Origin of the sequence: Terrabacter sp. NPDC000476, from assembly GCF_040300125.1 — a bacterium.
Taxonomy (GTDB): Bacteria; Actinomycetota; Actinomycetes; order Actinomycetales; family Dermatophilaceae; genus Terrabacter.
Genome location: NZ_JBEPDF010000002.1, coordinates 26,466 through 44,278, shown reverse-complemented (window position 1 = coordinate 44,278; position 17,813 = coordinate 26,466). Strand labels below are relative to the sequence as shown.

The 17,813-nt window shown below is 73.2% G+C and carries 21 protein-coding genes; 13 read left to right on the top strand and 8 right to left on the bottom strand.

The features are described 5' to 3' along the window. Positions 1-32: 32 nt before the first annotated feature. The gene (locus ABT295_RS12630) at positions 33-797 is read right to left on the bottom strand and encodes an alpha/beta hydrolase (protein ID WP_352394769.1); all 765 of its coding nucleotides are present in this window, start codon (positions 795-797) and stop codon (positions 33-35) included. Between the two features lie 73 nt (positions 798-870). Here ABT295_RS12630 and sp36 point away from each other — a divergent pair, with 73 nt between their 5' ends. The 4 genes from sp36 to ABT295_RS12610 are packed head-to-tail and all read left to right on the top strand — an operon-like array spanning position 871 to position 3,175. After that, positions 871-1,026, top strand: a complete 156-nt coding sequence (gene sp36, locus ABT295_RS12625) for a Sp36 family protein (protein ID WP_142179199.1) — start codon at positions 871-873, stop codon at positions 1,024-1,026. An 11-nt stretch (positions 1,027-1,037) separates the two neighbouring features. Next, a complete protein-coding gene (locus ABT295_RS12620) occupies positions 1,038-1,502 on the top strand; it encodes a RidA family protein (RefSeq protein WP_352394768.1) in 465 nt (154 codons plus the stop codon). 34 nt (positions 1,503-1,536) lie between these two features. After that, positions 1,537-2,343, top strand: coding sequence for an NUDIX hydrolase (locus ABT295_RS12615; RefSeq protein ID WP_352394767.1), 807 nt, complete (start codon positions 1,537-1,539; stop codon positions 2,341-2,343). A 34-nt stretch (positions 2,344-2,377) separates the two neighbouring features. Beyond that, positions 2,378-3,175 (top strand): MBL fold metallo-hydrolase, encoded by a 798-nt coding sequence (locus ABT295_RS12610; RefSeq protein ID WP_352394766.1) that lies wholly within the window; start codon positions 2,378-2,380, stop codon positions 3,173-3,175. A gap of 67 nt (positions 3,176-3,242) precedes the next feature. Here the strand turns inward: ABT295_RS12610 and ABT295_RS12605 are convergent, their stop codons facing one another. After that, positions 3,243-4,430 (bottom strand): ROK family transcriptional regulator, encoded by a 1,188-nt coding sequence (locus ABT295_RS12605; protein WP_352394765.1) that lies wholly within the window; start codon positions 4,428-4,430, stop codon positions 3,243-3,245. A gap of 162 nt (positions 4,431-4,592) precedes the next feature. Here ABT295_RS12605 and ABT295_RS12600 point away from each other — a divergent pair, with 162 nt between their 5' ends. The 5 genes from ABT295_RS12600 (at position 4,593) to ABT295_RS12580 (ending at position 9,227) form a co-directional block, all read left to right on the top strand. Further along, on the top strand, positions 4,593-5,663 hold the full coding sequence (locus ABT295_RS12600) for a substrate-binding domain-containing protein (protein WP_352394764.1): 1,071 nt from the start codon (positions 4,593-4,595) through the stop codon (positions 5,661-5,663). Between the two features lie 5 nt (positions 5,664-5,668). After that, positions 5,669-6,688, top strand: a complete 1,020-nt coding sequence (locus tag ABT295_RS12595; protein WP_352394763.1) for an ABC transporter permease — start codon at positions 5,669-5,671, stop codon at positions 6,686-6,688. Then, positions 6,685-7,512, top strand: a complete 828-nt coding sequence (locus tag ABT295_RS12590) for an ATP-binding cassette domain-containing protein (protein WP_352394762.1) — start codon at positions 6,685-6,687, stop codon at positions 7,510-7,512. Before ABT295_RS12595 ends, ABT295_RS12590 begins: the two co-directional genes overlap by 4 nt. A 111-nt stretch (positions 7,513-7,623) precedes the next feature. After that, the gene (locus tag ABT295_RS12585) at positions 7,624-8,562 is read left to right on the top strand and encodes a sugar phosphate isomerase/epimerase family protein (RefSeq protein WP_352394761.1); all 939 of its coding nucleotides are present in this window, start codon (positions 7,624-7,626) and stop codon (positions 8,560-8,562) included. Then, complete coding sequence (locus ABT295_RS12580; RefSeq protein WP_352394760.1) at positions 8,559-9,227, top strand: nucleoside/nucleotide kinase family protein; 669 nt, start codon at positions 8,559-8,561, stop codon at positions 9,225-9,227. The genes ABT295_RS12585 and ABT295_RS12580 overlap by 4 nt, the downstream gene beginning before the upstream one ends. A gap of 33 nt (positions 9,228-9,260) precedes the next feature. Here ABT295_RS12580 and ABT295_RS12575 read toward each other — a convergent pair whose 3' ends face one another. Genes ABT295_RS12575 through gntA form a run of 3 tightly spaced genes read right to left on the bottom strand, consistent with a single transcriptional unit; the run spans position 9,261 to position 11,494 of the window. Beyond that, positions 9,261-9,938 carry a Crp/Fnr family transcriptional regulator gene (locus tag ABT295_RS12575; protein ID WP_345508097.1) on the bottom strand — a complete coding sequence of 226 codons (678 nt, stop codon included), beginning with the start codon at positions 9,936-9,938 and terminating at the stop codon, positions 9,261-9,263. A 33-nt stretch (positions 9,939-9,971) separates the two neighbouring features. Continuing rightward, complete coding sequence (locus ABT295_RS12570) at positions 9,972-10,658, bottom strand: DUF1989 domain-containing protein (RefSeq protein WP_352394759.1); 687 nt, start codon at positions 10,656-10,658, stop codon at positions 9,972-9,974. Then, positions 10,655-11,494 (bottom strand): guanitoxin biosynthesis heme-dependent pre-guanitoxin N-hydroxylase GntA, encoded by an 840-nt coding sequence (gene gntA / locus ABT295_RS12565; RefSeq protein ID WP_352394758.1) that lies wholly within the window; start codon positions 11,492-11,494, stop codon positions 10,655-10,657. The genes ABT295_RS12570 and gntA overlap by 4 nt, the downstream gene beginning before the upstream one ends. A gap of 178 nt (positions 11,495-11,672) precedes the next feature. Here gntA and nth point away from each other — a divergent pair, with 178 nt between their 5' ends. The 4 genes from nth (at position 11,673) to ABT295_RS12545 (ending at position 15,115) form a co-directional block, all read left to right on the top strand. Beyond that, positions 11,673-12,332 carry an endonuclease III gene (gene nth / locus ABT295_RS12560; RefSeq protein WP_352395395.1) on the top strand — a complete coding sequence of 220 codons (660 nt, stop codon included), beginning with the start codon at positions 11,673-11,675 and terminating at the stop codon, positions 12,330-12,332. Between the two features lie 5 nt (positions 12,333-12,337). Further along, positions 12,338-13,072, top strand: a complete 735-nt coding sequence (locus ABT295_RS12555) for an NUDIX hydrolase (protein ID WP_352394757.1) — start codon at positions 12,338-12,340, stop codon at positions 13,070-13,072. Then, positions 13,069-14,271, top strand: coding sequence for a MarP family serine protease (locus tag ABT295_RS12550; RefSeq protein ID WP_352394756.1), 1,203 nt, complete (start codon positions 13,069-13,071; stop codon positions 14,269-14,271). The genes ABT295_RS12555 and ABT295_RS12550 overlap by 4 nt, the downstream gene beginning before the upstream one ends. Positions 14,272-14,332: 61 nt before the next feature. Continuing rightward, positions 14,333-15,115, top strand: a complete 783-nt coding sequence (locus tag ABT295_RS12545) for a GNAT family N-acetyltransferase (protein WP_352394755.1) — start codon at positions 14,333-14,335, stop codon at positions 15,113-15,115. Between the two features lie 194 nt (positions 15,116-15,309). On the opposite strand, the gene ABT295_RS12540 is transcribed toward ABT295_RS12545, so the two are convergent. From ABT295_RS12540 to ABT295_RS12530, 3 genes are read right to left on the bottom strand one after another with little or no spacing between them, the layout of a single operon-like run. Continuing rightward, complete coding sequence (locus ABT295_RS12540; protein WP_352394754.1) at positions 15,310-15,702, bottom strand: universal stress protein; 393 nt, start codon at positions 15,700-15,702, stop codon at positions 15,310-15,312. Continuing rightward, positions 15,699-17,252 (bottom strand): tripartite tricarboxylate transporter permease, encoded by a 1,554-nt coding sequence (locus ABT295_RS12535; RefSeq protein WP_352394753.1) that lies wholly within the window; start codon positions 17,250-17,252, stop codon positions 15,699-15,701. The genes ABT295_RS12540 and ABT295_RS12535 overlap by 4 nt, the downstream gene beginning before the upstream one ends. Continuing rightward, positions 17,252-17,812: a tripartite tricarboxylate transporter TctB family protein gene (locus tag ABT295_RS12530; protein ID WP_352394752.1), complete on the bottom strand. Its 561-nt coding sequence runs from the start codon at positions 17,810-17,812 to the stop codon at positions 17,252-17,254. Before ABT295_RS12530 ends, ABT295_RS12535 begins: the two co-directional genes overlap by 1 nt. Position 17,813 lies beyond the last annotated feature (1 nt).

The following is a 17,813-nucleotide window of genomic DNA, read 5'->3' as shown; positions in this document are numbered from 1 at the left end:
GCCGCCGGCCGTTCGCGCGCGGCGTGCCCGCCTCACGGGGCGGGGAGCAGGGATGCCGTGGCGGCGAGGACGGTGGCGAAGGCGGGGTCGTCGGGGTCGACGAGCTCCATGTGGCCCGCCCCCGCGGCGACCTGCTCGGTGACGTCGCCCCCGGCGGCCCTCGCCGCGGCGAGGTAGCCCCTGCCGACGGCCATCGGCACGGTGTCGTCGCGGTCGCCCGTCACGAGGCGCACCGGCACCCGGGGCGGCAGGGCGCTCATCGGGTCGGCGGACGTCCAGGCGGGCGTGCCCGGGCCCGAGCCGACGAAGGCGCGGGTCGCGTCGGCGCCGAGGTGCAGCCGGTCGGCGACGCCGAGGTCGACGACCCCGGCGAGCGAGACGACCCCCGCGACGCCCAGCCCGGTCGCCCAGGGCTGCCCGGCCGCCCACGTCACGAGGTGGCCGCCCGCCGAGTGGCCGACGAGGACGAGGGGCTTCGGCAGGTCGGGCTGGGCCGCCACGGACGTGAGGAGGGCGCGCACGTCGTCAAGGGTGCCGGGGACGCCACCACCCGGCATACCGGTGCGGCGGTACTCGGCGAGCACGACGTGGTGCCCGGCCGCCGCGAAGGCGGCCGCCTCGGGGCGCGCGTGCTCGCGGTCGTACTCGGCCCGCCAGAAGCCGCCGTGCACGACGACGACGGTGCCCGCCGCGGCGGGTGCCCCGGCGGCGGGGGCGAGGACGTCGTATACCTGCGCGGGGTCGTCGCCGTAGGAGTGCGTCGCGGCGGTGGGCGTCGGGTCGGGGTGCGCGGTCATGGGCGACATGCTGTCACCGGCACCCGACCCGCACCCGCCGAGGGCCGTGAGCACACTGAGTAGGGTGAGGGCCATGACCCAGTGGGAGTACCTCACCGCACCGCTTCTGATCCACAACACCAAGCAGATCCTCGACAACTTCGGGGCCGACGGGTGGGAGCTCGTCCAGATCGTCAACGGTCCGGACGGCACGAGCCTCGTCGCGTACTTCAAGCGTCCCAAGTCCTGAGGAGCCTAACCATGTCTGCTGTCGAAGACCGCCTCTCCGCGCTCGGCCTCACCGTCCCCGAGGTCGTGCCGCCCGTCGCCGCCTACGTGCCCGTCGTGCGTGAGGGCGACCTCGTCTTCACGTCCGGTCAGCTGCCGATGGTCGACGGCGCCCTCGCCGCGACCGGCAAGGTCGGTGCGGAGGTCGACGCCGACACCGCCAAGGCGCTCGCCGAGACGTGCGTGCTCAACGCCATCGCCGCCATCAAGTCGGAGGTCGGCGACCTCGACCGGGTGAGCCGCGTCGTCAAGGTCGTCGGCTTCGTCGCCTCCGACCCGGGGTTCACCGGCCAGCCGGGTGTCATCAACGGTGCGAGCGAGCTGCTCGTCAAGGCCTTCGGCGACAAGGGGATCCACGCCCGCTCGGCCGTGGGCGTCGCCGCCCTGCCGCTCGACGCCCCCGTCGAGGTCGAGGTCATCGTCTCCGTCGCGGAGTGACCTGACCGCCGTGGGACGCCGGTTCCCCCTCACCATGACACCCGGGATCTCCGACGCCGCCACCCGGTGGCTGGCCGGCGAGCGCTGGGACGAGGCGCCGCCGCGCCGCGCGAGCACCGTCATGCTGGTGCGCGACGGCGCGGCGGGCCCCGAGGTCTTCATGCTCCGCCGGGTCTCCGGCATGGCGTTCGCGCCGAGCACGATGGTCTTTCCCGGGGGTGGCGTCGACCCGCGTGACGTCGAGTCGGACGTCCCCTGGGCCGGGCCCTCGGCCACGGACTGGGCTGTGCGACTTGGCTGCTCGCCCGCGGAGGCGCAGGGCTACGTCGCCGCCGCCGTGCGCGAGGTGTTCGAGGAGTGCGGCGTGCTGCTCGCCGGGCCGGCCCCCGACGGGCCGCTCGCACGTGTCGACGACCCGTCGTGGCGCGAGGTGCGTGCGCAGCTCGTCGACCGGCGCCGCTCTCTCGCAGAGGTTCTCGTGGAGCGCGATCTCGTGCTGCGGTCGGACCTCATCGTCGCGAAGGCCCACTGGCTGACCCCCGTCTTCGAGCCGCGCCGCTACGACACGTGGTTCTTCGCCGCACTCATGCCCGAGTCGCAGGTGGCCGACGGTCACACCACCGAGGCCGACCACGCCGACTGGTTCGTGCCCGACGAGCTCCTCATGGCGTATGCCGGGGGCACCGCCCTCATGCTGCCGCCGACCGTCATCTGCGTGGAGCAGATCCGTGACGCCCCTTGCGCGGCAGACGTCGTCGTGCACAGCGAGTCGCTTCCGCTCGTCATGCCCGAGGTCGTCGACGGTGCCGAGGGGCCGGCGATGGAGGTCGTCGAACGATGACCGGACGGACACCGGGCTGCTGGCAGGTCCGGACGTGAACGGCGCAGGCGCCGACCCGGGCTGGGCCGGCGGGCGCACGAGCGACCGGGCCGAGTGCGTGCTCTGCCCCAACCCGTCGCCGATGACCCTCGACGGCACGAACACCTGGCTGCTGGCCGAGCCGGGCTCCGACGAGGTCGTCGTCGTCGACCCGGGCCCGCTCGACGAGGCGCACCTCGCCCACGTCCTCGACCGCGTCGCGTCGACCGGTCGCCGCGTCGCCCTGACGCTGCTGACGCACGGGCACGCCGACCACGCCGAGAGTGCCGACCGGTTCCACGAGCTGACCGGTGCGCCGGTGCGGGCCGTCGGGCGCGGGCACGACGACCTGCGGGCGGGCGAGTCCCTACGCGTCGGGGGCCTCGAGGTGCTCGTCGTCCCGACCCCGGGCCACACGAGCGACTCGGTGTCGTTCGTGCTCCCGGCCGACAACACGCTGCTCACGGGCGACACGGTCCTCGGCCGGGGCACGACCGTCGTCGCCTGGCCCGACGGCAGCCTCGAGGCCTATCTCGAGTCGCTCCACCGGATCGAGGCGCTGACGCGCGCCGGCGGCGTGACGACGCTGTCACCCGGTCACGGCCCGTTCGTCGCCGACGCCGCCGCGACCGTCACGTTCTACCTCCGGCACCGCGCGGAGCGGCTCGAGCAGGTGCGCGCCGCGGTCGCCGGGGGTGCGCGGACGGCCCACGCGGTCGTCGAGCAGGTCTACGCGGACGTGCCACGCAGCGTGTGGCCGGCGGCGGAGCTCTCGGTCCAGGCCCAGCTGGAGTACCTCCGCGAGCACCCCTGAGACGCAGGCACGCCCGCGTTCCTCTGCGGGGCAGGGTCGGTGGTGACCGCGGGAGACGGCGATCCGCTCAGCTGGTCGCCCCGGCGAGGAGGGCGTCGACGCGCGTCGGCTCGTAGAGGTGGTCGCAGACCGCGGTGACGAGTCCGCTGACGCCCGCCATCTCCCGCTGGGTGGCCGGCACGATCTGCAGGCGGCGCGTGGCGAGCGGGAGCGAGCGTGCGTAGACCGACTCGCGGATGCCGGCGAAGAGGTGGTTCTCCGCCCCCGCGAGTTCGCCGCCGATGACGACGACCTCCGGGTTGAGCAGGCTGACGGCATCGGACAGGGCGATCCCGATGATGCGCCCCGCGCGCCGGAGCAGCCGGGTGGCCGTCGGGTCGCCCGTGGCGATGAGCTGCACGGCGTCGTGCACCGAGGCGACCTGCTGGCCGGCCTCGTTGAGGTCGCGCACGATGGCCCACCCGCCGGCATACGCCTCGATGCAGCCCTGGTTGCCGCAGCGGCACTGCGGCGGTGCGCCCTCCTCGGGCACGACGACCTGGATGTGGCCGATGTCGCCGGCCGCACCGTCCGCGCCGCGGAAGATCGTGCCGCCCGCGATGAGGCCGGCGCCGATGCCCGTGGCGAGCTTGAGCATGAGCATCGAGGAGACCTCGGGGTGGGCGAGGCGGTGCTCGCCGATGGCCATGGCGTTCGCGTCGTTCTCGACGACGACGGGCGCGTCGAAGTGGGCGGCGAGGTGGGTGCGGATGGGGTAGCGGTCCCAGCCGGTCATGATCGGCGGGCTGACCACCATGCCGGCCACGCTGTCGACGGGGCCGGGCAGGGCGAGCCCGATGCCCCGCACGTCGGCCGTGCCGAGGCGCAGGTCCGCGAGCAGGGCCGCGAAGGCGTCGCCGACGGCCCCCAGCCACGGCTCCGGGCCCGCCGCGATGTCGAGGGCGAGGCGTGACTGCTCGAGCACGCTCCCGGCGAGGTCGGTGACGGCGAGCCTCACCCCGGTCGCGCCGGAGTCGGCGATGAGCAGCGCGCCGCCCTCATGGCGGAAGCGGAAGCGGCTCGGCGGCCGCCCCCGCGACGTCGAGGTCACCTCGGCCTCGGCGATGAGTCCGGCCTGCTGGAGGCCGTCGAGACGGGCGCCGACCGTGGCGCGCGAGAGGCCGGTGCGCTCGACGAGCTCGGCCCGGGTGACGTCGCCGGTGGCGCGGATCAGGGCGAGCACCCGGCCGGGCGTGCCGGCGGTGGCATCGGTCATGGCGCCTCCTCCTCGAGGGCGGTGCGGGCCGCCGGGGCGGCGGTGCAGGGCATTTCTATCAGAGATTTGCTGCTTTTTGCTTGACAGGTGACAGAAATAGGCCTCAGAGTGAGCAGAAGTCGAATCGGCCCGTCGGTTCCCGCTCAACGAAGAGAGGCCTCCATGGCATCCGCAATGGCATCCGCCCGCACGTCCCGTCGTCTCGCGACCGCCCTCTGCGCCGGTGGCCTCGTCGCCGGCCTCGCCGCCTGTGGTGGCGGCGGCGACGCCGCAGGCACCGGTTCGGGCTCCACCGCGGCCGGTGGGGCCGCCACGACGGGCAAGATCGCCGCCGTCATCAAGGGGCTCGACAACCCCTTCTTCCAGACGATGGAGTCGGGCATCAAGACGCAGGCCGGCACCTCCAAGGCCGAGGTGACGATCCAGGCCGCGGCCGCGATCACCGACACGAGCGGGCAGGCCGACAAGCTGAGCGGCCTCGCCGGCCAGGACTACAAGTGCTTCGTCATCAACCCGATCTCGGGCACCAACCTCATCCAGGGCGTCGCGCAGCTGTCGGCGAAGAACGTGCCGATCGTCAACATCGACAGCCCGATCGACGCCGCTGCCGCCGAGGCGGCCAGCGCGAAGATCGCCACCTACATCGGCACCGACAACGTCGAGGCCGGCACGATGGCGGGCAAGACGATGGGCGAGCTGCTCCCGGGCGGGGGCGACGTCGCGCTCATCGGCGGCATCGCCGGCGACGTGACGAGCGGGGCGCGCCTCGAGGGCTTCCAGAAGGGCATCCCCTCCGGCGTCAAGGTCGTGCAGACCGTCGCGGCCGACTGGGACCGCCAGACCGCCCTGGCCAAGGCGACCGACATCATGCGCGCGCAGCCGAACCTCAAGGGCTTCTTCGCCGCCAACGACGACATGGGTCTCGGCATCTCCCGGGCCATCGCCAACGCGGGCAAGACGGGCCAGATCAAGGTGATCAGCGTCGACGGCAACAAGGACGCGTTCGAGGCGATCAAGGCCGGCGGCGTCGACGCCGTCGTCGCGCAGTACCCCTACGTCATCGGTGCGATGGGCGTCGAGGCGTGCCAGGCCGCGATGGCCGGCAAGACCCTGCCCACCAACGTCAAGGCTCCCGTCCAGGTCGTCACGAAGGACAACGTCGACCAGGCCCTGAGCGCCGCCCCCAAGCCCGGCGAGTCCTACGACGACCCGTTCGCGGCGCTGCTGAAGTGAGCACCATGACCGACACATCCACCACCCCCGCCACCGCCGCGGGCCCGGCCGCCCCCGGCGGGGGGCCGGCCCCGGCGGCGCGGCGCCCGCGCGGCGCCGGCCTGCGCGACCTCAGTGCCTGGGCCGACTGGGCGGCGCTCGTCGGGCTCGTCGTGCTCGTCGTCGTCTTCCAGTCGCTCAACCCGACGTTCCTCAGCGCGGGCAACATCCAGTCGATGCTCGTCGCCTCGGCCATCCTCATCGTCCTCGGCATCGGCCAGACGTTCGTCGTGGCCACCTCGGGCATCGACCTGTCGGTCGCCTCGACCATGACCCTGTCGGCGGTCGTCTTCGGCATGGTCTTCGTCGGGGGTCACGGCCTGCCGCTCGCGATCGTCGCCTCGGTCGTGGCCGGCGCCGCCGTCGGCCTCGCGAACGGGCTGCTCGTGGCCCGGGGCAAGATCACCGACTTCATCGTCACGCTCGGCACGCTGTCGGCGGCGTCGGGCCTGGCGCTCATCCTCTCCGACGGCAAGCCCGCCACGATCATCAGCGGGCCGCTGCTCAAGCTCTCGACGGGCTCGGTCGGCATCCTCGGCTACAGCGTCGTCGTCGCCCTGGTGCTCGCCGTCATCGCCCACGTCGTTCTCTTCCACACCCGCTTCGGCACGCACGTGCTCGCCACCGGCGGCAACGTCGAGGCGGCCAACGCGACGGGCGTGCGCACGGCCCGCGTCAAGACCGGCGTCTACGTCATCTCCGGCGTCCTCGCAGGCATCGGCGCCGTGCTGCTCGTCGCCCGGGTGGGCGCTGCCGAGCCGGCCGCCAACACGGCCTTCCTGCTCAACTCGGTGGCGGCCGTCGTGCTCGGCGGCGTCAGCCTCTTCGGCGGTCGCGCGACGATCATCGGCCCGGTCATCGGCGCCCTGCTGCTCACGGCGCTCGTCAACGGCCTCACCCTGCTCGGCGTCTCGCAGTTCTACCAGCCCCTGTCGGTCGGCATCGTCGTCGTGCTCGCCGCCTTCCTCACGAGGTTCCAGAAATGACCGAACCCACCACGGCCGCCACGGCCCCCACTGCGCTCCCGCTGGGGCGGGACGTGCCCACCGACGCCCTGCTCGACGTGCGCGACGTCTCGCTCTCGTTCGGCCAGGTGCGGGCCCTGCGCGACGTGTCGATGCACGCCCGCCGCGGCGAGGTCACGGCCATCGTCGGCGACAACGGCGCCGGCAAGTCGACGCTCATCCGCTGCATCAGCGGCATCCACCGACCCGACGCCGGCTCCATCGACTTCGACGGTGGACGCGTGCACTTCCGGTCGCCCGAGGAGGCGCGCACCGCCGGCATCGAGACGGTGCACCAGAACCTCGCCCTCGTCGAGGACCTCACCGTCTGGCAAAACCTCTTCCTCAACCGCGAGATCGTGCGCGGCATCGGGCCGCTCAAGCTGCTCGACCGCGGCGCGATGCGCCAGGAGGCCGAGCGCATGGTGTCGAGCCTCGCCGTCAACGTGCCGGCCGTCGGCGCGCGCGTGCGCCGCCTCTCCGGTGGTCAGCGCCAGGCCGTGTCGATCTGTCGCGCAGCGGGATTCACCTCGAAGCTCATCATCATGGACGAGCCCACCGCGGCACTCGGGGTGCAGGAGACCGCGCGCGTCGAGGAGCTCATCCAGCGCCTGCGCGACGAGGGCCACGCCATCGTCCTCATCAGCCACAACTTCGCGCAGGTGCTCAAGCTGAGCGACGCCGTCTGGGTCATGCGTGCCGGGCGCTGCGTCGCCGGGCGCCGCACGAGCGCGACCGACGGCGACGAGATCGTCGCGCTCATCACCGGTGCCCGCGCCGGCGACCTCGAGGACGTCGCCCGCTGACCGCGAGCGACCCGTGACCCCCACCGATCCCGTATGCCGTCCGTGCCGTCCAGCGCCACCGCGCGTCGCGCGCCACGTGCGGCAGCCCGCCCGAACCCGAAGGACCCCCGAATGACCATCGACTCCACCACCGCCACCACCGGCTCGACGACGACCTCGACCGAACCGGGGACCGACCGGGCCGCGGCCCGGCGGAACCCGCTCGGCGTGCACGCGCTCGTCTTCGTCGGCGACACCTCGCCCGCGAGCGTCGAGTCCGCCGTGCGGCGCACGGCCGAGGCGGGCTTCGACCTGCTCGAGTTCTCGCTCCACGACTCGATCAACCTCGACCGCGCGGCGACCCGGGCGCTGCTGCAGGAGCACGGCCTCTCGGCGGCCTGCTCGCGGGGCCTCGCACCCGACGCCGACGTCTCGAGCGACGACCCGGCCGTCGTGGCCCGCGGGCAGGAGCTGCTGCGCCAGTCGCTGGCCCTGACGGCCGACATCGGCGCGACGGTGCTGACCGGCGCGCTCTACAGCGCGTTCGGCAAGGCGGCGGCCCCGCTGACGCGGACCGGGCGCGACCACGTGGTCGGCGTCCTCTCCGAGCTGGCCCAGGAGGCGGCCCCGCTCGGGGTCACGCTCGGCCTCGAGGTCTGCAACCGCTACGAGACCAACGTCGTCAACACGGCCCGCGACGCGGTGCGGCTCGCCGACGACATCGGCGCCGACAACGTCATGGTGCACCTCGACACGTACCACATGAACATCGAGGAGGACGACTTCGTGCAGCCGGTGCTCGACACCGGCGACCGCCTCGGCTACGTGCACATCGGTGAGAACCACCGCGGCTACCTCGGCTCAGGCCACCTCGACTTCGCCTCGTTCTTCGGGGCGCTGCAGCGGATCGACTACCGCGGCGCCGTGACGTTCGAGTCCTTCTCGTCGGCCGTGCTGGCGCCGGGCCTCTCGAACGACCTCGCGATCTGGCGCAACCTCTGGGACGACGGCGACGACCTCGCGCGCAGCGCCCGGGAGTTCCTCGACGCGGGCCTCAACCCGTCGGCATGACGACGGCTCCCGGCATCGACGAGCTGGCCTCGGCGGCCGTCGCCCTCGTCGGCGACCGCCGCCGGGTGGTGCTCGGCATCGCCGGTGCCCCGGGCGCCGGCAAGACGACGCTCGCCGAGGCGCTCGTCGCGGCGGTCGGCGCCCACGCCGGCGACGGGTGGGTGGCGCACGTGCCCATGGACGGCTTCCACCTGGCCGACGCACAGCTCGACCGGCTCGGGTCGCGTTCGCGCAAGGGCGCGCCCGACACGTTCGACGCGGACGGCTACGCCCACCTGCTCCGTCGCGTGCGCACCGAGCCCGACACGTGGATCTACGCGCCGGGCTTCGACCGCACGCTCGAGCAGCCCCTCGCGGCCGCGATGGTCGTGCCACCGAGCGCCCGGCTCGTCGTGACCGAGGGCAACTACCTGTTGCTGCCCGAGGACCGGTGGCGCCGGGCCCGCGCAGAGCTCACCGAGGTCTGGTTCGTGGCGGGCGACGACGACGTGCGCCGCGCACGACTCGTCGAGCGGCACGTCACGTTCGGCAAGGCGCCCGACGCCGCGGCGACCTGGGTCGAGCAGACGGACGAGGTCAACGCCGCGCTCGTCGACGCGGCGCGGGACGGCGCCGACCGGTTCGTCCTCAACGGCGCGACCGGATGGGCCCTCGTCCGTCCGTGAACGCGCTTGCGGTGGGGCGCGGCCCGCGTCGGGTCAGCGGGCGCGTCGCTTGAGCCGCTCGACGTCCTGAAGGAGCACGGCGCGGGCCTCGAGCCGCAGCCAGCCGCGCGTCGCGAAGTCGGCGAGGGCCTTGTTGACCGTCTCTCGGGAGGCGCCGACGAGCTGGGCGAGCTCCTCCTGGGTGAGGTCGTGCGAGACCATGATGCCGCCCTCCACCGGGCGGCCGAAGCGCTCGGAGAGGTCGAGCAGCGCCTTGGCGACCCGGCCGGGCACGTCGGTGAAGACGAGGTCGGCGAGGTGCGCGTTGGTGCGGCGCAGGCGCTGGGCCAGCGCCGACAGCAGCGCCTTGGACACCTCGGGACGACCGGAGAGCAGCCCGGTCAGGGAGTCGTTGCCGAGGCCGAGCAGCTGGGTCTCGGCCACCGCGGTCGCCGTCATGGTGCGGGGGCCGGGGTCGAAGAGGCTGAGCTCGCCGAACATCTCGCCGGGGCCGAGGATCGCCACGAGGTTCTCGCGGCCGTCGGGGCTCGTGCGCCCGAGCTTGATCTTGCCCTCGGCGATGACGTAGAGCGTGTCGCCCCGGTCGCCCTCGTGGAACAGCACGTCGCCGCGCTCCATGTGCGAGCGGCTCATCTCCGACTGCAGCGCGGCGGCCGCCTCGTCATCGAGAGCCTTGAACAGGGGCGCGCGCCTCACCACGTCGAGATCCACGGGGTCAGTGTGCCACGTCGCCTCACCCGGCCGTCAGCCGTCGACGCGGTAGTCGATCGGCTTGCACACGCCGTTGTTCGACTTCTCCGCCGAGCAGGCCGTCAGGCCGACGACGAGGTCGGCCTCGGCGCGCAGCACGAAGCGGTCGCCGGCCCGCGACGTCGGCGGGTCGATGTGCAGCTCGCCGTTCCGCTCGGCCCACACGTTCATGAAGATGTTGAGCGTCGTCGAGATGCGGTCGGGGTCGACGCCGAAACCGGCCATGTTCGTCGCGAGGTTCTCGAAGCAGCTGGGGTGGTAGGCCCCCTCGAACTCGGGGTAGAGCAGGTCGAAGGTCTGCTGCGAGCACGGGGTGAGCAGCAGGTCGTGGTGGCCGCAGGTGTCCTCCACGACGGTCGCCATGGGGTTGCTCCTGTTGCTGTAGAGCACCCGCCCTGTCGTCACCGACGTCGAGTTCGCGTAGTCGATGGTGCGGCCGGAGCTCAGCCACTCGTCGCGGTCGGCCTCCATGACGGCGAAGAAGTCGCTCACCTGCTCGCCGGTCGGGTCGACGACGGTGAGCAGCTGCCCCGCGCGGAGCACGAAGGCCGTGCCGGTCTGGGGGTCGAGCCGGGTGAGGTCCATGCCGTCACGGTAGCCGCCGGCCGGTTGCAGCACCGGGCCGCCCGGGCCAAAGAGACGGCCGGCGGTGTCCTGTCCGGTGTCCTGAGAGATCGTCATGCGTCGCCCCCTGGCTGGTCGGTCGTGCTTTCGGTGGTCGGCTGCCGCACCTCGAGGGGCGGCGTCCAGTCGGCGCCGTGCCGGCGGCCGGAGTACTGCATGGCCTCGGTGCTGTCGCCGTGGTCGGCGACCATCGGGTTGACGAAGCCCTGCAGCTCCGTGTCGCGCCGTCGGATGGTGGTGCGCATGCCGTCGAAGCGGCCCTCCTCGCGCAGCCGCTCGAACTGCGCGTGAGGGTTGAAGACGAGGGTCGGCAGCGGCGCCCGGCGCGCCACCCGTGAGGCGGCGGGGTGCAGCCCGACGATGAAGTAGGCGGTGCCGCCGGCGCTGAAGGCGAAGTGGGGGTCGTTGGGCTCGGAGCCCACCCCGGGCGCCCAGGCGCCGCCGTCGGCGTCGTGGATGCGCTGCAGCAGGTCGAACAGCGCCGTCTCGAACGCCGCCTCGTCGACGGCCACCGGACCGCGGAACGTGGCGAGGAAGGAGTGGAAGCCGTCCTGCCCCTCGATCGAGCGGGCGAAGGCCGCCAGTCGGGCGAGCAGCTGCTCCGGCACGGCCGGGTCAGTCATGTCGTCGAGCACGGCGTGCTCGACCGTGCCCCGGCGGAAGACGGACTTCGCGCCGAGGCAGGGGAACTCGACGTGGGCGACCATGGCCTCGAGGGCGTGCACCACCGCGTCGTCGGGCGCGTGGGCGAGGTCGGTGCCGGCGAGGTCGGCGAGCGTCGCCTCGAGTCCGTCGGTGTCGTTCGTCCCGTCGTGGGGCGTGGCGGTGGTCGTGGGCAGGGTGCCCGGCTGGTCGCGGGCCGGCGGCGGCGTCGTGCGGGTCTGTGTCGTCATGTCGGACTCCTCCTGTGCAGGAGCCCCGTACCCATCGCGGCTGTCGGTGACCCGCAACCCTCGACACGGCGGCCCGAGGCGAGTGACAGCGACGCGGCATACAGTGTCGTCCGTGTCTCCCCGAGCCCTCGTGATCGCCAACGAGTCGCCCGTCGCCCGCGTGCGCCGGGCGCGCCGCATGTACCGCATGCTGCACGAGCGCTACCCGTATGCGCACTGCGAGCTCGACTTCGCGACGCCCCTCGAGCTGCTCGTCGCCACGATCCTGTCGGCCCAGACGACCGACGTGGGCGTCAACAAGGTGACGCCGATCGTCTTCGCGAAGTACCCGACGGCGGCCGACTACGCGAACGCCGACCGCGCCGAGCTCGAGGCGATCGTCCAGCCGACGGGCTTCTACCGCGCGAAGACCGACTCGCTCATCAAGCTCGGCATCGCCCTCGTCGAGCGGTTCGACGGTGAGGTGCCGCCGCGCCTTCAGGACCTCGTGACGCTCCCGGGCGTGGGGCGCAAGACGGCGAACGTCGTGCTCGGCAACGCCTTCGGGGTGCCCGGCATCACCGTCGACACGCACTTCGGGCGGCTCGCGCGCCGCTTCGGCTGGACCGAGGAGGAGGACCCGGTCAAGGTCGAGCACGCCGTCGGTGCGCTCTTCCCGCGGAAGGACTGGACGATGCTGAGCCACGTCCTGATCTTCCACGGCCGGCGCACGTGCCACGCGAAGAAGCCGGCGTGCGGGGCGTGCCCCGTGGCGCGGCTGTGCCCGAGCTACGGCGCCGGCGAGACCGACCCGGACAAGGCGGCGAAGCTGCTGAAGTACGAGCTGGCCCCGACGTGACGCGCGTGGTCAGTGGCATCGCGCACGCGGGCCCGTCGGGCTCGATCGACCCGTCGACGCCGCCCGGTTCGGCCCCGGTGCCGCGCCCGGCGTGGCTCGGCGAGCTCACCGAGCGACTCGAGACCGTGACACCCCAGTGGTTCTCGCGTTTCCTGCCCCCCGACGAGGGCGGTCGCGAGTCCGCCGTCCTCATCCTCTTCGGGCCGCCGCCGGCGGGCGCGCAGGAGGACGAGGGAGAGCACGTCGTGCTCATCGAGCGTTCGCACACGATGCGCACGCAGCCCGCGCAGATCGCCTTCCCCGGCGGCGCCCGCGACCCGGAGGACGCCGACCTGGTCGCCACCGCCCTGCGCGAGGCGGAGGAGGAGACCGGGCTCGACCCGGCCGGGGTCGACGTCGTGGCGCAGCTGCCCTCGCTCTTCCTGCCGCCGTCGCGCTTCGTCGTGGCCCCGGTGCTCGGCTGGTGGGCCCGTCCGTCGGCGCTCGCCGTCCGCGACCCCGCGGAGGTGCACGACGTGCTCTCGGTGCCGGTGTCGCACCTCGTGCAGCCGTCGACGCGTTTCTCGGTCACGCACCCGTCGGGCTACGTCGGCCCCGGCTTCGACCTCGACGACCTGTTCCTCTGGGGCTTCACCGCCGGCCTGCTGAGCAGCGTCCTCGAGCTCGGCGGCCTCAGCCGCCCGTGGGACGCCGGCGTGCACCGGCCCGTGCCCGAGCACCACCTGGGCGGCCGGGCATGAGTGGCAGCGTCCTGCTCGACCTCGCCATCGTCCTGCTGCTGCTCGCCTACGGCTTCTCGGGCTACCGGCAGGGGCTGATCCGCAGCGTCTTCTCGTTGGCCGGCTTCTTCCTCTTCGCCATGATCGCGGTCTGGCAGCTGCCGGAAGTCCTGAGTCGGTGGCCGGCCGTGGCCGACAACGACCGCACGCGCGTGCTCGCCCTCGTCCTCGGGGTCGTGGCGCTCGGGTGGCTGGGGCAGTTCCTCGGCGGGATCGTCGGGGGGCAGATCCGTCGGCGGGTCGGGGCGCCCTCGCTCCGGCGGGCGGACTCGGTGCTCGGGGGCGTCGTCGTGATGCTCGCGGCGAGCCTCATCGTCTGGTTCATCGGCGGGGCGCTGCGCACGGCGGGCAACGCCTCCCTGTCCAGGGCCATGTCCGAGTCCCGGGTGCTGCGGGTCGTCGACGCCATCGTGCCCGAGCAGACCGGACAGGTCTTCTCCAGCTTCCGCGGCTTCCTCTCGAGCCAGGGCTTCCCGCAGGTGTTCGGCGGGCTCTCGCCCGAGCCGATCACCCCGGTGCAGGACCCCGACCCGGCGGTCGCCCGCTCGCAGGCGGTCCGCGCGGCCGGGGCGTCGGTCGTCAAGGTCACGACGCAGTCGCTGTCGTGCCAGCGTGGGCAGGAGGGCACCGGCTGGGTGCTCTCGCCCGGCCGCATCGTCACGAACGCCCACGTCGTGGCGGGTTCGGACGAGGTGCGCGTCGAGGGTGGCGGCCGCGTGGTGCGGGCCGAGGTCGTCGTCTTCGACCCGGAGCGCGACCTCGCCGTGCTCAGCGTGCCGGGTCTCGACCTGCCGGCCCTGCCGCTCGGTGGGGACGTCGACCGTGGTGACTCCGCGGTCGTGGCGGGCTACCCGCTCGACGGTCCCTACCGCGTCGGGTCGGCGCGTGTGCGTGCCCAGCTCGAGGCCCGCGGCCTCGACATCTACGGGCGCGAGCGCGTGGTGCGACAGATCTACTCGCTCGCCGCCACGGTGCGCCCGGGCAACTCCGGCGGGCCGCTGCTCGACCCGTCCGGTCGCGTCGTCGGGGTCATCTTCGCGAAGTCCCTGGAGGACGACGCCACGGGCTACGCCCTGACGCTCGCCGAGGCCAAGCCGGTGCTCGACGAGGCCGCCGCAGCCGGGTCCGCGGTGGGCACCGGAGCCTGCGTGGCGGGCTGACCGGGGTTCCGGGGACCACTCGGCTGCGAGGGTCGGGGGTGACGTGCCGGATGATCGGGACATGCGCATCGACAGTCCCGGGCTGACCACCGACATCGAGCTGCTGCGCCTGCAGGGCTCGGTCGTCACCGAGCACGACGACCACCTCGTCGTGCGCACCGACGCCAACCCGACCTTCTGGTGGGGCAACTTCGTGCTCGTGCAGGACGCGCCGCGACCCGAGACCGTCGCGCACTGGGTGGCGCGCTTCGAGGCGGAGTTCCCGCACGCGGAGCACCGCGCGGTCGCCTTCGGCGCGGAGGGCGGGGACGCCGGCGGCTGGAGCGGACGGGGGTGGGAGGTCGAGGTCGACGTCGACCTCGTCAGCCAGTCCGTGCCGGCTCCGGCACCCGTGGCCGAGGGCGTCGTCGTGCGCGCCCTCGAGCTCGACGACGACTGGGAGCAGTCGGCCCACGTCGGTGCGCACGACACGGCGCCCGCCGGCCGGGCAGGACGTCTCGTCTTCGAACGCCGCCGGGTCACCGCCCAGCGCGCCCTCGTCGACTCCGGGCGGGCCCGGTGGTTCGGGGCCTTCGACGGCGACCGTCTGGTCGCGCGGCTGGGGATCGTGCGACTCGGTGACCTCGCCCGCTACCAGGAGGTCGTGACGCTCGAGAGCCACCGGCGTCGCGGCCTGGCGGGCGCGCTCGTGCGCGCCGCGGGCGAGTGGGCCCTGGAGGACGGGGCCGTGCGGCGCCTCGTCATCGTCGCGGAGGACGGTGGGCCGGCGATCGGCCTCTACCGGCGGGCCGGCTTCTCCGAGGTCTCGCGCCACGTCGGGGTCTCGCGCCCACCTGCGGGTTGAGCGGGGCGGGCACCCGGGTCACGGACGGGAGTCGGCCACTCGACGCATACGCGACCGAGAAGGGTGGCCCCTCGACGGTGGGGCACCCACGAAGGGTGGCCTCTCGACGGTGCGGGACCGACGAAGAGTGGCCACCCGATGCGGGAGGACCCGCAAGGAGTGGCCACTCGACGGTGGGATGGTCGGTTGGCCGGTCAGCCGGCCTTGACCGCGAGGACGGGGCACGCGGCGTCGAGGAGCAGGCGCTGCGCCGTCGAGCCGAGCAGCAGCTTGCCGACGGCGCTCCGGTGCCGGATGCCGATGACGAGCATCCGCGGCGCCTCGGCGTCGATGATCGACAGGATCGCGTCCGCGGGGTCGGTGCCGTGCTCGATTCGCCGCACCTCGTGCTCCACCCCGGACTCGGCGAGCTCGGTGTCGAGGCGGGTGAGGTCGCGTCCGTCGGCCCGGTTGGCGTCGACGAGCTTGTCGTCGCGGGACATGTTGATCACGAGCACGCGGTCACCGTGCGCCCGCGCCTGCTCCGTGGCAGCGGCCAGCGCGGCCTCGCCCTGCGGGGTCGGGATGTAGCCGACGAGGATCGTCATGCCGTGGCCTCCTGGGTGAGCCTGGACGGGGTGCCGGGGCCGTCGCCACCGGAGCCGTCGCCGCCGCCACGGACGCGGCGCACGAGACGGGCGATGAGCGGCCAGAGGATCGCGACGACGATGATGCCGTAGCAGACCCACGCGACCGGCCCGCCGAGCAGCCCGCTGACGTCGCCGTGGGAGAGCTGGAGCGAGCGGCGCAGGTGCAGCTCGGCGATGGGGGCGAGGATGACCCCGATGATGAGCGGGAGCACCGGGAACCCGAAGCGGCGGATCGCGAAGCCGACGAGCCCGATGCCGAGGAGCAGGAAGAGGTCGAAGGCCTGGCCGTTGACCGCCCACGCACCCATCGTCGCGAAGAAGAGGATGCCGGCGTAGAGGTAGGGCCGCGGGATCTGCAGCAGCTTGGCCCACAGCGGCGCCATCGGCAGGTTGAGCACGAGCAGGAGCGTGTTGCCGATGAAGAGGCTCGCGACGAGCGTCCAGACGAGCACGGGCTGCTTCTCGATGAGCAGCGGTCCCGGCTCGAGGCCGCGGCCCTGCAGGAAGGTGAGGATGATGGCCGCCGTGGCGTTGGTCGGCAGGCCGATGGCGAGCAGCGGCACCAGGGTGCCGGCGGCCGACGCGTTGTTGGCCGCCTCGGGCCCGGCGACGCCCTCGATGGCGCCGTGGCCGAACTCCTCCGGGTGCTTGGTCAGCTTGCGCTCCGCGACGTAGGACAGGAACGTCGGCACCTCGGCGCCGCCGGCCGGGATGGCCCCGAACGGGAAGCCGAGCGCCGTGCCGCGCAGCCACGGCTTCCACGAGCGCTTCCAGTCCTGGCGGCCCATCCACGGCTGCCCGACGGGGATGACGCTGCCGGCCGTGCGGCGCAGGTGCGCCGCGACCCAGAGCGCCTCGCCGACGGCGAAGAGGCCGACCGCGACGACGACGATGTCGATGCCATCGGCGAGCTGCGGGATGCCGAAGGTCATCCGCTGCTGACCGGTCACCTTGTCGATGCCGATGATGCCGATCGAGAGCCCGACGAGGAGGGCGGCGAACCCGCGCAGCCGCGAGGACCCGAGCACCATGCTCGCTCCGACGAAGGCCAGCATGATGATGGCGAAGTACTCGGGCGAGCCGAGGTCGATGGCGAACGAGACGACCTGCGGCATGACGAGCACGAGCAGGGCGGTGGCGATCGTGCCGGCCACGAAGGAGCCGATCGCGGCCGTGGCGAGCGCCTGGGCGGCGCGCCCCGCCTTGGCCATCTTGTTGCCCTCGAGCGCCGTGACGACGGAGGAGGACTCGCCCGGGGTGTTGAGCAGGATGGAGGTGGTGGACCCGCCGTACATGCCGCCGTAGAAGATGCCGGCGAACATGATGAGCGCCTGGGTCGTGTCGAGCGTGAACGTGATCGGCAGGAGCAGGGCCACGGTCATCGCCGGGCCGATGCCGGGCAGCACGCCCACCGCGGTGCCCACGACGACGCCGATGAAGGCGAAGAGCAGGTTCAGCGGCGTCATGACCTGGCCGAACCCCTCGAGGAGGTGGTTGACGTTGTCCATCACAGAATCCCTTGGAGCACGCCGGCGGGCAGGTTGACCCCGAGCCCGATGGCGAACGCGTAGAAGGTGGCCAGCGAGATGCCGAGCGCGACGAGGACCCCGCGCACGTGGTGGCGGTTGCCGAGGGCGAACGCGCAGCCGGCGTAGAGGATCGTCCCGGCGATGACCCAGCCGAGGGTCTCCATCAGGGCGGCGCACACGCCGAAGACGAGGACGAGCAGGCCGACGGTCTTCCAGTCGGCCTTCGCGCTGAGGTCGACGTCCTCACCCTCGTCGGCCGCGCCGACCCCGCCGCGCCGGATGTCGAACGCGTAGAGGACGGAGACGACGAGCAGCAGGATGCCGAGCGTGGTCGGGACCACGCGGGGGCCGAGCGAGTCGTTGGTGCTCGCGACCGGGTTCAGCTGGGCCGCGTTGACGAGCAGGACGACGCCGAGGGCGGCGAGGGCCGCGCACATGCCGTACTGTGCGCGGTCCCCGCCCGGCGTCGGGGTGTCCTGCTTCCGGGGGGCCGGCGCGTCCGGGGAGACGCTCGTGTGGTCGGAAGTCAGGTCAGCCATG